General features: G+C 69.6%; 15 protein-coding genes. 10 read left to right on the forward strand and 5 right to left on the reverse strand.

The annotated features are described in order from the left end of the window. Positions 1–49: 49 nt before the first annotated feature. Genes ACFV9C_RS39940 through ACFV9C_RS39950 form a run of 3 tightly spaced genes read right to left on the reverse strand, consistent with a single transcriptional unit; the run spans position 50 to position 2076 of the window. A complete protein-coding gene (locus ACFV9C_RS39940) occupies positions 50–568 on the reverse strand; it encodes a GNAT family N-acetyltransferase (RefSeq protein ID WP_380202352.1) in 519 nt (172 codons plus the stop codon). 33 nt (positions 569–601) lie between these two features. Continuing rightward, positions 602–1486, reverse strand: coding sequence for an RNA polymerase sigma-70 factor (locus ACFV9C_RS39945; protein ID WP_380202354.1), 885 nt, complete (start codon positions 1484–1486; stop codon positions 602–604). Continuing rightward, positions 1483–2076, reverse strand: coding sequence for a carboxymuconolactone decarboxylase family protein (locus ACFV9C_RS39950; protein WP_380202356.1), 594 nt, complete (start codon positions 2074–2076; stop codon positions 1483–1485). Before ACFV9C_RS39950 ends, ACFV9C_RS39945 begins: the two co-directional genes overlap by 4 nt. A 119-nt stretch (positions 2077–2195) precedes the next feature. Between ACFV9C_RS39950 and argC the strand changes: the two genes are divergently transcribed. Genes argC through ACFV9C_RS39990 form a run of 8 tightly spaced genes read left to right on the forward strand, consistent with a single transcriptional unit; the run spans position 2196 to position 10059 of the window. Beyond that, entirely contained in the window at positions 2196–3227 is a 1032-nt protein-coding gene (argC, locus tag ACFV9C_RS39955) for an N-acetyl-gamma-glutamyl-phosphate reductase (RefSeq protein WP_380202358.1), read from the forward strand. Continuing rightward, entirely contained in the window at positions 3224–4426 is a 1203-nt protein-coding gene (argJ, locus tag ACFV9C_RS39960; protein WP_380202360.1) for a bifunctional glutamate N-acetyltransferase/amino-acid acetyltransferase ArgJ, read from the forward strand. Before argC ends, argJ begins: the two co-directional genes overlap by 4 nt. Next, positions 4423–5301, forward strand: coding sequence for an acetylglutamate kinase (argB, locus tag ACFV9C_RS39965; RefSeq protein WP_380202362.1), 879 nt, complete (start codon positions 4423–4425; stop codon positions 5299–5301). The genes argJ and argB overlap by 4 nt, the downstream gene beginning before the upstream one ends. Further along, a complete protein-coding gene (locus tag ACFV9C_RS39970; protein ID WP_380202364.1) occupies positions 5298–6497 on the forward strand; it encodes an acetylornithine transaminase in 1200 nt (399 codons plus the stop codon). The genes argB and ACFV9C_RS39970 overlap by 4 nt, the downstream gene beginning before the upstream one ends. Beyond that, on the forward strand, positions 6497–7429 hold the full coding sequence (argF, locus tag ACFV9C_RS39975) for an ornithine carbamoyltransferase (RefSeq protein ID WP_380202366.1): 933 nt from the start codon (positions 6497–6499) through the stop codon (positions 7427–7429). Before ACFV9C_RS39970 ends, argF begins: the two co-directional genes overlap by 1 nt. Continuing rightward, positions 7426–7938 carry an arginine repressor gene (locus tag ACFV9C_RS39980; RefSeq protein WP_380202368.1) on the forward strand — a complete coding sequence of 171 codons (513 nt, stop codon included), beginning with the start codon at positions 7426–7428 and terminating at the stop codon, positions 7936–7938. The genes argF and ACFV9C_RS39980 overlap by 4 nt, the downstream gene beginning before the upstream one ends. A gap of 11 nt (positions 7939–7949) precedes the next feature. Further along, positions 7950–9377, forward strand: coding sequence for an argininosuccinate lyase (argH, locus tag ACFV9C_RS39985; RefSeq protein WP_380202370.1), 1428 nt, complete (start codon positions 7950–7952; stop codon positions 9375–9377). A 10-nt stretch (positions 9378–9387) separates the two neighbouring features. Next, positions 9388–10059: a DNA-3-methyladenine glycosylase gene (locus ACFV9C_RS39990; RefSeq protein ID WP_380202372.1), complete on the forward strand. Its 672-nt coding sequence runs from the start codon at positions 9388–9390 to the stop codon at positions 10057–10059. Here the strand turns inward: ACFV9C_RS39990 and ACFV9C_RS39995 are convergent. Continuing rightward, positions 10056–10292 (reverse strand): hypothetical protein, encoded by a 237-nt coding sequence (locus ACFV9C_RS39995; protein WP_380202374.1) that lies wholly within the window; start codon positions 10290–10292, stop codon positions 10056–10058. The genes ACFV9C_RS39990 and ACFV9C_RS39995 overlap by 4 nt on opposite strands. Positions 10293–10346: 54 nt before the next feature. Next, the gene (locus ACFV9C_RS40000) at positions 10347–11003 is read right to left on the reverse strand and encodes an LLM class flavin-dependent oxidoreductase (RefSeq protein WP_380202376.1); all 657 of its coding nucleotides are present in this window, start codon (positions 11001–11003) and stop codon (positions 10347–10349) included. Positions 11004–11112: 109 nt separating this feature from the next. On the opposite strand from ACFV9C_RS40000, the gene ACFV9C_RS40005 reads away from it, so the two are divergent. Together ACFV9C_RS40005 and tyrS are read left to right on the forward strand one after the other, a co-directional pair. Then, complete coding sequence (locus ACFV9C_RS40005) at positions 11113–12150, forward strand: App1 family protein (protein WP_380202378.1); 1038 nt, start codon at positions 11113–11115, stop codon at positions 12148–12150. Positions 12151–12210: 60 nt separating this feature from the next. Beyond that, a complete protein-coding gene (gene tyrS, locus ACFV9C_RS40010) occupies positions 12211–13503 on the forward strand; it encodes a tyrosine--tRNA ligase (protein WP_380202380.1) in 1293 nt (430 codons plus the stop codon). Positions 13504–13935: the final 432 nt, after the last annotated feature.

Raw genomic sequence — 13935 nt, forward strand, 5'->3', positions numbered from 1 at the left:
CGGCGCGGCCGCACGCCTGGGCCGGCCCAGAGCGGCCGATTGTGATGGCCTACAGATCCATCACCATCATGATCTCGTCGCGGTAGTCGTCGGACGCGACCCGGATCGCCCGCGGATGCGTGCCGACGACGCGGTACCCGAGCGGTCCGTAGAAGTCCTCCAGCCCGAGACCGCCGCGGATCGTCAGCTGCAGCTGCTCCAGCCCGAGGTCGTTCGCCGAACCGCGCAGCCCCTCCATCAGCAACCGCCCGGCGCCCTGCCCCTGGCAGTCCGGGTGCACCATCACCCGCAACACCGTCCGCCAGTGCGGCTGCAGCGCGCTGCTGCGGGTCACCAGCATGCCCATCCCGACGTACCGCTCCCCGACGTGCAACACCCCCAGCACATCGAGCCCGGCCGCGACCCGGCCGAGCGCGCCGTCCAGGTTCTGCGCGATCTCGGCCGTCGGCGCGGGCGCCGTGTACCCCACCGCGCCGCCCGCGTTCGTCGCCGCCACCCACGTGTCCAGCAGGTCCGCCCGCAACCCCGGATCGAGTGCCTCGTCCGGTTCTGCCTCCAGGTACTTCACCGCACCTCCATCTGCGACTGAGTTGCAGATAGCTTACGGCTCCAGGGTGTGCAGCAGCGGTACGGTGCCCAGCTTGTCCGGGTTCCGGATCAGGTACAGCTCGGTGATCCGGCCGTCCGCGCTGGTCATGAACGTGACGGTGTCAGGCTGGTCGTCGAAGTATGCGACGTAGGCGAGCTCGTCGTTCAGTGTCGCCATCCGGATCTCGAACCCCGGGTTGTCCGCGAGCACCGCGAACAGCCAGCGGGCGATCTTCTCCGCGCCCTCGATCGGCCGCAGTGCGGCCCGCTTCTTGCCGCCGCCGTCGCTGATCAGTACGGCGTCCGGCGCCAGCAGCGCGACCACCTCGTCGAAGTCGCCGGACCCGGCGGCCTGCATGAAGCGCATCGTCAGCTCGTCGTGCCGGGCCTTGTCGACGCGGTGCCGCGGCTGCCGGGCGTGGACGTGTTCGCGGGCCCGATGGGCGAGCTGCCGGACGGCGGCCTCGGACCGCCCGAGCGTGTCCGCGATCTCGTCGTACGGCAGGTCGAAGACCTCACGCAGGACGAAGGTGGCGCGCTCGAGCGGGGACAGCGTCTCGAGGACGACGAGCATCGCCATGCTGACCGAGTCCGCCAGCTCGACCGCGGCGGCGGGATCGTCGTCGTCGGCCGCGAGCGGCTCGGGCAGCCAGGGGCCGACGTACTGCTCCCGCCGGGCCTTCTGCTCGCGGAGCTTGTTGAGCGCGAGCCGGGTGGTGATCCGGATCAGGTACGCGCGCGGATCCCGGATCTCGGCGTGGTCGATCGCGGACCAGCGCAGCCACGCCTCCTGGACCACGTCCTCTGCGTCGCTGACGCTCCCGACCACCCGGTACGCCGCCCCGATCAGCACCTGGCGGTGCTCGGCGAACTCGGCCGCGAGCTGGTCGTCCGTCATTGCACCGGCCTCAGTCTTTCCTTCCCGCCCCCGAGCGAAGCGAGGGGGCGGGTTTCGCAGGTTTCTTTGAAGCCCTGGCTGGTGAGGCCGAGCGCGGCGTTCGTCCGCGAGCGGTAGTTCTCCAGCGAGACGACCGCCGTGAGCTCGACCAGCTGCTCGTCGGTCAGGTCGGCACGCAACCGCTCGACCTGCTCGTCGGTGACCTCCGGCGGGGTCGCCGTCATCGCCTCGGCGTAGTCCATCACCGCGCGCTCCAGATCCGAGTAGACGTCGCTGTCCCGCCACCCTGGCACATCCCGCAGCTTGGCCTGGTCGACACCCTGGTGATGGAACTCCCAGTACCCGAAGTCCATGCACCAGCTGCACCCGATCCGCGCCGACGTCACCATCACCGCGAGCGCCTTCAGTCCTGGGTCCAGCTTGTTCCACCGGGCGGCGGAGCCTTCCATCATCAGCATCGTGGTCAGCACCCGCCGGTTGTGCAGCGCCGCCGTGCCCGGGTCCAGCACCTCGCCGTACTTCCGCCGGCTGCCCCACTCGGCCAGCCGGACGAACCACGTCCGCTTGTGCTCCATCTCGATCCGCGCCATCTCACCCTCCAGGTCGTCGTCCCCCTTACGGACACGCGACTGTGGAAGGCTGTGACATGAGCCGGGTCACAACCCGCCCGTCGTTGGATATTCTTCCGGATAATGGCATACTCATTCACATGAGCGTGAAGGTGGCGGTAGCCGGTGCCAGCGGATATGCGGGAGGCGAGCTGCTCCGGTTGCTGAGCAGCCACCCGGACGTGGAGATCGGCGCGCTGACCGCCGGCGGGAACGCCGGTACGGCGCTCGGCGTGCACCACCCGCACCTCGTGCCGCTGGCCGGGCGCCTCCTGGTCGAGACCACGGCGGAGAACCTCGCCGGTCACGACGTGGTGTTCCTGGCCCTGCCGCACGGACAGTCCGCCGGAATCGCCGAGCAACTCGGCGACGACGTCACCGTGATCGACTGCGGCGCGGACTTCCGGCTGCTCGAGGCCGAGGCGTGGATCGAGTTCTACGGCGGCGAGCATGCCGGCTCGTGGCCGTACGGACTCCCGGAGCTCCCGGGTCAACGGGACAAGCTCCGCGGGTCGAACCGAGTCGCCGTACCGGGTTGTTACCCCACCGTCTCCACCTTGGCGCTGCTTCCCGCCGTACAGCACGGACTCGTCGACGCCACCCAGCTCGTGGTCGTCGCGGTCAGCGGTACGTCGGGCGCGGGCAAGGCCCCGAAGGCGCATCTGCTCGGCGCTGAGGTGATGGGATCCGCGTCGGCGTACGGCGTCGGCGGCGTCCACCGTCATACGCCGGAGATCGAGCAGAACCTGTCGCCGTACGCCTCGCAGCCGGTGAGCGTCTCGTTCACGCCGGTGCTGGCGCCGATGGCCCGCGGCATCCTCGCGACCTGCAGCGCACCGATCACGTCCGGGACGGACGTGACGAAGCTTCGGCAGGCCTACGAGGACGCGTACGCCGACGAGCCGTTCATCCACCTGCTTCCCGAGGGACAGTGGCCGCAGACGCAGGCCACCCTCGGGGCGAACACCGTGCAGTTGCAAGTCGCCCTGGACCAGCGCACCGGCCGCGCCGTCATCGTGGCCGCGATGGACAACCTCACCAAGGGCACCGCCGGCGCCGCCGTGCAGTGCATGAACCTGGCCACCGGTCTCGACGAGACCCTGGCCCTGCCCCTCGTAGGAGTAGCCCCGTGACCGTCGCCGTCACACCCGCCACTCACGTCGATCGGAGCGCCGGGGTCACCGCGCCGGCGGGCTTCCGCGCGGCCGGAGTGATCGCCGGGATCAAACCAGCCGGTACGCCGGACCTCACCGTCGTGGTCAACGACGGCCCGCACGACGTCGCCGCCGGCGTGTTCACCACGAACAAGGTGAAGGCCGCGCCGGTGCTCTGGTCGCAGCAGGTGCTGACGGCCGGTGCGCTGAAGGCCGTCGTGCTGAACTCGGGCGGCGCCAACGCGTGCACCGGGCCGGAAGGATTTCAGGACACGCACAAGACAGCGGAGAAGCTCGCCGCGGTCCTGGGCGTCGGCGCTGCGCAGATCGGCGTATGTTCTACCGGCTTGATCGGTGAGCGACTTCCTATGGATGTGTTGATTCCTGGGATCGATCAAGCGGTTGCCGCGCTGGCTGACGGTCCTGAAGCCGGGCTTGCCGCGGCGACCGCGGTGATGACGACCGACAACGTGCCGAAGCAGGCCGCGTTGAAGCACCCGGACGGGTGGAGCATCGGCGGCTTCGCGAAGGGCGCCGGCATGTGCGCGCCGAACATGGCGACGATGCTGAGCGTCCTGACCACCGACGCCGTACTCGACCAGCCGCACCTCGACCACGCGCTCCGGAACGCGGTCGGCAAGACGTTCAACCGGCTCGACGTCGACGGCGGTACGTCGACCAACGACACCGTACTGCTGCTCAGCTCGGGGGCCTCCGGGGTGACCGTGACACCCGAGGCGTTCGAGGCCGCGCTGACCGCACTGGCTGCTGACCTGGTGAAGCAGTTGCAGGCGGACGCGGAGGGCGTCACCAAGCACGTGAGCATCACGGTCCAGGGCGCGGCGTCCGATGCCGAGGCACTGGTCGCCGCCAAGATCGTTGCCGAGGACAACCTGTGCAAGACCGCGTTCTTCGCCTCCGACCCGAACTGGGGCCGGATCGCGATGGCGGTCGGCAACGCCCCGACGGCGTTCGACCCGTCGCTGCTCGACATCACCTTGAACGGCGCGGCCATTTGTGTTGCCGGTGGCAAGGGCGTCGACCGTTCCGAGGCCGACCTCAGCGGCCTCGAGATCGACGTGGTCATCGACCTGCACGCGGGCCCGGCGTCGGCGACGGTCCTCACCACGGACCTCTCGCACGCGTACGTCGAAGAGAACTCGGCCTACTCCTCGTGAACAGTCATGCAGATGCGGTCGAGAAGGCCGCCGTACTCACCGAAGCCCTTCCGTGGCTGAAGGAGTTCCACGGTAAGACGGTCGTCGTGAAGTACGGCGGGAACGCCATGGTCGACGACAAGCTCAAGCAGGCCTTCGCCTCCGACATCGTGTTCCTCCGGTACGCCGGGGTCCGGGTCGTCGTCGTGCACGGCGGCGGGCCGCAGATCAGCGACATGCTCGGCCGGCTCGGCATCGACAGCGAGTTCCGCGGCGGGCTCCGGGTCACCACGCCCGAGGCGATGGACGTCGTCGGCATGGTGCTGGTCGGCAAGGTCGGCCGCGAGCTGGTCGGGCTGCTGAACGCGCACGGCCCGTTCGCGGTGGGGATGTCCGGCGAGGACGCGGGCCTGTTCACCGCGGAACGCCGGACCGCGCTGGTCGACGGCGAACAGGTCGACATCGGGCTGGTCGGCGACGTCGTCGAGGTCCGGCCGGAGGCGGTGATCGACCTGATCGACGCGGGCCGGATCCCGGTGGTGTCGACGATCGCCCCGGACGAGGACGGCCAGGCGCACAACGTGAACGCCGACACCGCGGCGGCCGCGCTCGCGGCGGCGCTCGGGGCCGAGAAGCTCGTCGTACTCACGGATGTCGCCGGGCTGTACCGGAACTGGCCGGACAGCGACGAGATCATCACCCAGATCGACACCGACGAACTGGCCGAGCTGCTGCCGACGCTCGCGTCCGGGATGGTCCCGAAGATGGAGGCCTGCCTGCGCGCGGTCGAGGCGGGCGTGTCCCGAGCGACCGTGATCGACGGCCGGGTGCCGCACTCGCTGCTGCTGGAGATCTTCACCGACGCCGGAAGTGGAACCCAGGTGATCCCCTCATGACCGAATTGCTGACCGTCGACGGCACCCAGGCCGCGCTCACCTCGCGCTACTCGGGCGCGCTGATGAACACCTTCGGGGCGCCGAAGCGCGTGCTGGTCCGCGGCGAGGGCGCGTACCTGTGGGACGCCGACGGCAACAAGTACCTCGACCTGCTCGGCGGGCTCGCGGTGAACTGCCTCGGCCACGCGCACCCGTTCGTGGTGTCCGCGGTGACCTCGCAGCTCGCCACGCTCGGCCACGTCTCGAACTTCTTCGCGTCGGCGCCGCAGATCGCGCTGGCCGAGAAACTGCTCGGTCTCTTCGATGCCCCGGGCAAGGTGTTCTTCACGAACTCCGGCACCGAGGCGAACGAGGCCGCGTTCAAGATCACCCGGCGCACCGGCCGAACCAAGATCGTCTCCACGATCGGTGCGTTCCACGGCCGGTCCATGGGCGCGCTCGCGGTCACCTGGAAGCCGGCGTACCGCGAAGCCTTCGCGCCGCTCCCGGGCGACGTGGAGTTCGTGCCGTACGGCGACGCCGAGGCGCTGGCCGCCGCGGTCGACGACGAGACGGCGGCCGTGGTGCTCGAGCCGATCCAGGGCGAGAACGGCGTCGTCGTACCGCCGGACGGGTACCTGCGGGCCGCGCGGCGGATCACGTCCGAGCACGGCGCGCTGCTGTGGATCGACGAGATCCAGACCGGGATCGGGCGGACGGGGGACTGGTTCGCCTTTGAAAGAGACGGGATCACGCCGGACCTGGTGACCGTGGCGAAGGGCCTGGGCGCGGGTATCCCGATCGGCGCCTGCATCGGGCTCGGCGCCGCCGCCGACCTGCTGCAGCCGGGGAACCACGGGACGACGTTCGGCGGCAACCCGGTCGCGGCGATCGCCGGACTCGCGGTGCTGACCGTGATCGAGCGGGACGGCCTGCTCGAGCAGGTGAATGCCATCGGCAACCACCTCGCCTCGGCGGTGACCGGGCTCGGCCACCCGCTCATCCAGGGTGTCCGCGGGCGCGGGCTGCTGCTCGCGATCCAGCTCGCGAAGCCGGTGTCGGACCAGCTCGCGGCGCTCGCGCTGGAAGCCGGGTTCGTGGTGAACAACCCGATCCCGGACGCGGTGCGGCTGGCGCCGCCGTACATCCTCAGCAAGGCTGACGCAGACAGTTTCGTCGCGGCCCTCCCCGGGCTGCTCGACAAGGTGGAGATCTGATGGTGAGGCACTTCTTGCGGGACGACGACCTGTCGCCGGTCGAGCAGGACGAGGTCCTCACCTTGGCCGCCCAGCTGGCTGACGATCGTCTTTCCCACCAGCCCCTGACCGGACCGAAGACCGTCGCGGTGATCTTCGACAAGACGTCGACGCGGACCCGGATCTCGTTCGCGGTCGGGATCGCGGAGCTCGGCGGGTCGCCGCTGATCATCGACGCGCAGACGTCGCAGCTCGGCCGCGGCGAGCCGATCGCGGACACCGCGCGGGTGCTGGACCGGCAGGTCGCGGCGATCGTCTGGCGGACGTTCGCGCAGACCCGGCTCGAGGAGATGGCGGCCGCGTCGTCGGTGCCGGTCGTGAACGCGCTGACCGACGAGTTCCACCCGTGCCAGATCCTCGCGGACCTGCAGACCGTCCGGCAGCACAAGGGCGCGACGGCCGGGCTGAAGCTCGTGTACCTCGGCGACGGCGCGAACAACATGGCGCACTCGTACCTGCTCGGCGGCGCGACCGCCGGCATGCACGTCGTGGTTGGCTCGCCGGCCGAGTACCAGCCCGATTCGGCGATCCTCGCTCGGGCCGCCGAGATCGCCGCGGAGACCGGCGGATCGGTGGCCTGGACCGCCGACGCGGCTGCCGCCGTGGACAGCGCCGACGTACTGGCCACCGACACCTGGGTGTCGATGGGGCAGGAGGCCGAGGCGGCCGAGCGCGAGGCGCCGTTCGTGCCGTACGCCGTGACCGAGCAGTTGCTGGCGAAGGCGAAGCCGGACGCGATCGTGTTGCACTGCCTGCCCGCCTATCGTGGCAAGGAGATCGACGCGGCCGTGATCGACGGACCCCAGTCGGTCGTCTGGGACGAGGCCGAGAACCGGCTGCACGCGCAGAAGGCGCTGCTGTCGTGGCTGCTGGCAAGGAGTTTCGAGGGATGAGTGTCGCCGTACCGACCACCAAGACCGCGCGGCAGCAGCGGATCGTCGATCTGCTCGGGCGGCAGCCGGTCCGGTCGCAGACCGAACTGGCCGACCTGCTCGCCGCGTCCGGCCTCGTGGTCGGGCAGGCGACGCTGTCCCGGGACCTGGTGGAGATCGGTGCGGTCAAGGTCCGCGACGCGACCGGCCAACTGGTGTACGCCGTACCGGGGGAGGGCGGCGACCGTACGCCGCGCGCCGGCGAGGCAGCCGCCTTCGAGGCCCGGCTGGCCCGGGTCGCGTCCGAACTCCTGGTCTCCGCCGAGGGCAGCGCCAACCTGGTAATCCTCCGAACCCCGCCGGGAGCGGCCCAGTACTTCGCGTCGGCAATCGACCACGTAGGCCTGGACGACGTTCTCGGCACCATCGCCGGCGACGACACCGTCATGGTCGTCTCCCGCAACCCCACCGGCGGCGAGGCCCTCGCTACCCGCTTCTTGTCCCTCGCCGCCCGCTCCGAACCGAAGTAGAGGAAGTTGTCGTGAGTACTGCAGAGAACGCCGCCCGGGACTCAGCTCTCTGGGGGGCCCGGTTCTCGGGTGGGCCGGCTGATGCGTTGGCGGCGTTGAGCAAGTCGACGCAGTTCGACTGGCGGTTGGCGCCGTACGACATTGCCGGCTCGAAGGCCCACGCGAAGGTGCTGCACCGTGCGGGGCTGCTGTCGGACGACGACCTGGCCGCGATGTTGACGGGGCTTGACGAACTGCTGGCCGACGTACTCGCTGGTCGCTTCCTGCCTGCCGAGGCCGATGAAGACGTGCACACGGCGTTGGAGCATGGCTTGCTGGACCGGCTCGGGCCGGAGCTCGGCGGCCGGCTGCGCGCGGGGCGGTCCCGGAACGACCAGGTCGCGACGCTCTACAAGGCCTATCTGCGCGAGCACGCGCGGATCGTCGGGCGGCTGGTGGTCGAGCAGATCAAGGTGCTGGCGGAGCAGGCCTCGCAGCACCTCGGTGTGGCGATGCCGGGTCGTACGCACCTGCAGCACGCGCAGCCCGTCCTGCTGTCGCACCACCTGCTCGCGCACGCGTGGCCGTTGATCCGGGACCTCGACCGGCTCGCCGACTGGGACGCCCGGGTCGCGGCGGACTCGCCGTACGGCTCGGGTGCTCTGGCGGGTAGCTCGCTGGGGCTGGATCCGGTGTTCGTCGCAGTCGAGCTCGGGTTCACTAACTCCTCGGCGAACTCGATTGACGGTACGTCGGCGCGGGACTTCGTCGCGGAGTTCGCGTTCGTGCTGGCGCAGATCGGTATCGACCTGTCGAGGCAGGCTGAGGAGATCATCATCTGGGCGACGAAGGAGTTCGGTTTCGTCGAGCTGGACGACGCGTTCTCGACCGGGTCGAGCATCATGCCGCAGAAGAAGAACCCGGACATCGCGGAACTCGCCCGCGGCAAGGCGGGCCGGCTGATCGGCAACCTGAGCGGGTTGCTCGCGACGCTCAAGGCGCAGCCGCTCGCGTACAACCGCGACCTGCAGGAGGACAAGGAGCCGGTCTTCGACTCCATCGACACGCTGGAGGTGCTGCTGCCCGCGTTCACCGGGATGATCCGCACCCTCCGCTTCAACACCGCCCGCCTCGAGGAGCTCGCACCCCAGGGCTTCTCCCTGGCAACGGACATCGCCGAGTGGCTGGTCCGCCAGCAAGTCCCGTTCCGGGTCGCCCACGAACTCGCGGGCGCCTGCGTCCAGGCCTGCGAAAAGCGCGGCATCGAACTCTGGGACCTCACCGACGAAGACCTCGCCGCGATCTCCCCGCACCTCACCCCCGACGTCCGCACAGTCCTCACCGTCCAGGGCTCCCTGGCGTCCCGCAACACCCGAGGCGGCACCGCCCAGCCCCAAGTAGAAGCCCAACTGACCGAACTCCACACCCGCCTGACCGAACACACCACCCGCCTCGCTTAAGGTGCTGCGCATGCGGCGTTCTGTTCTGGCTGGGCCCGTGGTGGAAGTGGCGCCGAAGCTCCTGGGGATGGTGCTGCGCAGCACCACCCCGGACGGGACAGTCGCCGTACGCCTCACCGAGGTCGAGGCGTACGACGGCGCTAACGACCCCGGCTCCCACGCCTACCGCGGACCGACCGCCCGTACCGAGGTGATGTTCGGCCCGCCCGGCCACCTGTACGTGTACTTCACCTACGGCATGCACTTCTGCATGAACGTCGTCGCCGGCCCCGACGGCAAACCCTCCGCCGTACTGCTCCGCGCCGGCGAGGTCGTCGAAGGCCTCGACCTCGCCCGCGCCCGCCGCGGTCACCCCGTCGAGCAGCCCGTCGCCTTCAACCAGTCCGCCGTACGCAAAGGACCCGTCACCAAGCTCCCCAAGCCGAACCCCGATCGGGACCTGGCCCGCGGGCCTGCCCGCCTGTGCGTTGCCCTAGGCATCGGACGCGAAGGCAACGGCACGGACCTCCTCGCGAAGAACGCCCCCATCCAGCTCCTCGACGGCCCGGGCTACGAGGGCGTACCGTCAACCGGCCCCCGCGTGGGCCTCCGCGACGCTGCCGACCGCCCGTGGCGCTTCTGGATCCCCAACGACCCCACGGTCTCGCCGTACCGCCCGCACGTCCCCAAGAAACGCCCCTAACGCCCAGCCAACTCCAGCACGTAATCCAGCTGCGGCAACCCGTGCTCCACCTCGGGATCCGGGAACAGCCCGACGTGGTCCACCCCGGCCGCCTCCAACCCGTCGAGATGCGCCGCCGCGTCCTCCACCGTCCCGATCGCACCGACCGCCGTCCACCAGTCGCGCGGCATCCCGACCAGCGCGGCCTCACCGCCCGCCTCGTACAGCTTCCGCAGCTCGTCGAAGAACGGCAACGCGGTCAGCTGCGGTGCCTTGTCCGCGATCCGCCACCCGAGCCACGGCGCGGTTCACTCGTACGCCGCTTTCCGGTCGTCCCGCACGCACATCGCCGTGAACGTCGCGACCACGAACCCGTCGGGCGATCCGGCGTACTCCACCGACTGCCGCACGTACGCCGCCGTCGCGGGCTCCGCGAGTACGACGCCGTCCGCGACCCGGCCCGCGAGCGCCATCGACTTCGGCCCTTGGACGCCGAGCAGGATCGGCGGCACCACGGCCGGCGGCGCGTCGAGCTGCACCTTGTCGAGGTACACCTCCTTGCCCTGGAAGCTGACCTCCTCGCCGCGCAGCAACCGGGTGACGCTCATCGTCACCTCTTCGAGCGCCGTCAGCGGCGACTTGGGTCGCACCCCCATCTGCCCCATCCAGGACTGCACCCCATGACCGATGCCCGGCAGGAACCGCCCCGGCCCCAGGGCCTCCAGCGTCGCGAACTCCATCGCGGTCACGGCTGCTGTCCGCACCACGCCCGGCACGATCCCGAGCCCCACGGTCAGCCGCTCGGTCGCCGTCAGCGCGGCCGACACCAGCGACGGGCCGGCGGTGAAGAAGCAGTCCTCGATGATCCACAGCTCGTCCGCCCCGCCCTGGTCGAGGCGGCGGGCGACGTCGGTGACGAGCGCGGCCGGATAGGTCCGCGGGAAGCACATTCCGATGGCGGTCATGGGACGACGGTAGGTGGTCGTGCAGACAGTTTGTGAACGCCAGGTCAAAGCTGTCCACGGCCCGCGGGTGCGGACGACTAGCGGCCCGTGCTCCGGGTAGGTTTCTGGTATGGCCCGTCCGCACTACGCATCCCGTCTCGAGGACTGGTTCAACGCCGGGGTGCAGGTGGTGTTGCGGCGGCGCGGCTGGCAGGAGCGGATCATCCCGCAGGTCGGGTACGGCAACACCGAGTTCGTCCGCGTGCTGGCGCGGGTGGTGCTCGGCCGGGACGCGCGCAACCAGCCGCGGTACGACGAGGACCAGGTGGTGCGCGGGTGGCGCGCGTTCGTGACGGCGCCGGCGACGAAGGTGCCGGTCACGGTGACGGTCGACGGGCAGACGTTCGACACGGTCACCGACCGCGGCGGCTTCATCGACCTGACGGTCCCGGTGGTGCTGCCGCCGGGCTGGCACGAGATCGTGCTGGGCGTGCACGGCGACCGGCAGGCCCGGGCGCGGATCTTCGTCCCGGATCCGGACGCGACGTTCGGTCTGGTCAGCGACATCGACGACACGGTGATCCTGACGATGCTGCCGCGGCCGATGATCGCGGCCTGGAACACGTTCGTCCGCGACGAGCAGGCGCGCCGCGTCGTACCGGGGATGGCAGGCCTGTACGACGAACTGCTGGCGGACCACCCGGGCGCGCCGATGTTCTACCTGTCAACGGGGGCGTGGAACACCGCTCCGACGCTGACTCGCTTCTTCGCACGCCACGGGTATCCACCGGGGCCGCTGCTGATGACGGACTGGGGACCTACGAACACGGGCTGGTTCCGGAGCGGCCAGGAGCACAAGCGGACCGCCCTGCGCCGGCTGGCGCGTGAGTTCCCGAAGGTGCGTTGGGTGCTGGTCGGTGACGACGGTCAGCACGACCCCCAGCTGTACGGCGACTTCGCACAGTCGCACCCGGACCACGTGCTCGCTATTGGCATCCGCCAGCTGACACCGGCCGAGCAGGTGCTGTCCCACGGCCTCCCCGTGCCGAACGCGGACCCTGGCGCCCACGACCCGCACCGGCCGACGGCGGTCACGGTGCAGGGCCCGGACGGGCATGCGCTTCGTCCGCAGCTGCGTTCGGTGCTCACGCGTCCGGAGACCACCTGAGCGGCCGGTTCTCGCCGTACAGGACACTAGTGGTGACCGACGTACTCGAGGAGAGAACTAGTGACCGAACGCCGCACTCAGGTACTTGACGACCTGGAGAGCCGTGGCCTGATCGCCCACTCGACCGATCCGGACGCCCTGCGGGCCTCGATGGCGGCGGGGCCGATCACCTCGTATGTCGGTTTCGACCCCACCGCGCCGAGCCTGCACATGGGGAACCTGCTGCAGCTTTTGACACTGCGCAGGCTCCAGCTCGCCGGCCACAACCCGATCGGGCTCGTTGGTGGCGCCACTGGGTTGATCGGCGACCCCAAGGAGACCTCCGAGCGGGTGCTGAACCCCAAGGACCTCGTCCACGAGTGGGTCGAGCGCGTGCGGGGGCAGGTGGAGAAGTTCATCGACTTCGACCAGTCGCTGCCGAACCCGGCCCGGATCGTCAACAACTACGACTGGACCAAGGACCTCAACACCCTCGACTTCCTACGTGACATCGGGAAGCACTTCCCGGTGAACCGGATGCTCGGGCGTGAGGTGGTGAAGGCGCGGCTGGAGCAGGGGATCAGCTACACCGAGTTCAGCTACGTCCTACTGCAGTCGCTTGACTTCCTGGAGCTGTACCGGCGGCACAACTGCACGCTGCAGACAGGTGGCAGCGACCAATGGGGGAACTTGACGGCCGGCGTGGAGCTCATCCGCCGTACGGACCAGGGCAAGGCGCACGCGTTGGCGACGCCACTGGTCACCAAGGCGGACGGGACCAAGTTCGGGAAGACCGAGTCCGGGACTGTGTGGCTGGACCGGGAGCTGACGACGCCGTACGCGTTCTACCAGTTCTGGTTCAACAGCGACGATCGCGACGTGATGCAGCTCGTGCGCTACTACACGTTCCGTACGCCGGAAGAGATCACCGCGCTGGAGCAGGCAACCGCTGAGCGTCCACAGGCACGGGAAGCGCAACGCGTGCTGGCTGAAGACGTGACGACGTTGGTGCACGGAGCCGACGAGACCCGGAGCGTGCAAGAAGCGTCGAAGGCGCTGTTCGGCCAGGGAGAGCTGGGGTCGCTCGACGGCGCCACGCTCGTCGCCGCACTCCGCGAGGCGCCGCATGTGGAGCTGGGCGCGGGTGAACAGATGCCGTCGTACGGCGACCTCCTGGTGAAGTCCGGGCTGGTCGCGAGCAAGTCGGCGGCCCGGCGGACGGTGTCCGAGGGCGGGGCGTACCTGAACAACGAGAAGGTGAAGGACGCGGAGTACGTGCCGGCCGCGGACGACCTGCTGCCGGGCGGCGTGCTGGTACTGCGCCGCGGGAAGCGTTCATTCGCAGGGGTTCTGGCCTCGCTGGCACAGGGCTGAGGCCTGCCGCCGGCCCGGATGTCGGGGTGGGCCTCCACTCCCACATCCGGGCGGCCGAAGGCAAATTGCAAGGCTGTGATTCAGCGCACCGGGGGCCGATTTGACCGGCTACCTGCGAGCCACGTAATGTTCTTCTTGTTGGAAGCGAGGCGCGGGACGCGAAAGCGGCCGGTCGCTCCAAAACCCCCAAAGGCTAGCTCAGCCGGATCGTGTCTTCGGACTCGGGTCGGCCAGCAAGACGCGGGTGGGGATCGAGAAAAACTGGGTCTTGACTCGGTGGATCTGATCCGGTAGAGTAACGCAGGTTGCCCCGGGAGCCTGGCTGCAAGGCCAAGCTGCGGTGTGCGTCCGATTCTTGAGAACTCAACAGCGTGCCGAAAGTCAATGCCGAAAGATGCATTAACCCCGTCCACAGGCATTAGATGACGATCC

This window comes from Kribbella sp. NPDC059898 (assembly GCF_042730855.1).
GTDB lineage: Bacteria > Actinomycetota > Actinomycetes > Propionibacteriales > Kribbellaceae > Kribbella.

Bases quoted from the DNA above. Each gene is read 5' to 3' on its own strand.
- ACFV9C_RS39945 (WP_380202354.1), bottom strand. From the start codon at position 1,486: ATGACGGACGACCAGCTCGCGGCCGAGTTCGCCGAGCACCGCCAGGTG.
- ACFV9C_RS39950 (WP_380202356.1), bottom strand. From the start codon at position 2,076: ATGGCGCGGATCGAGATGGAGCACAAGCGGACGTGGTTCGTCCGGCTG.
- argC (WP_380202358.1), top strand. From the start codon at position 2,196: ATGAGCGTGAAGGTGGCGGTAGCCGGTGCCAGCGGATATGCGGGAGGC.
- ACFV9C_RS39970 (WP_380202364.1), top strand. From the start codon at position 5,298: ATGACCGAATTGCTGACCGTCGACGGCACCCAGGCCGCGCTCACCTCG.
- argF (WP_380202366.1), top strand. From the start codon at position 6,497: ATGGTGAGGCACTTCTTGCGGGACGACGACCTGTCGCCGGTCGAGCAG.
- ACFV9C_RS39980 (WP_380202368.1), top strand. From the start codon at position 7,426: ATGAGTGTCGCCGTACCGACCACCAAGACCGCGCGGCAGCAGCGGATC.
- ACFV9C_RS39990 (WP_380202372.1), top strand. From the start codon at position 9,388: ATGCGGCGTTCTGTTCTGGCTGGGCCCGTGGTGGAAGTGGCGCCGAAG.
- ACFV9C_RS40000 (WP_380202376.1), bottom strand. From the start codon at position 11,003: ATGACCGCCATCGGAATGTGCTTCCCGCGGACCTATCCGGCCGCGCTC.
- ACFV9C_RS40005 (WP_380202378.1), top strand. From the start codon at position 11,113: ATGGCCCGTCCGCACTACGCATCCCGTCTCGAGGACTGGTTCAACGCC.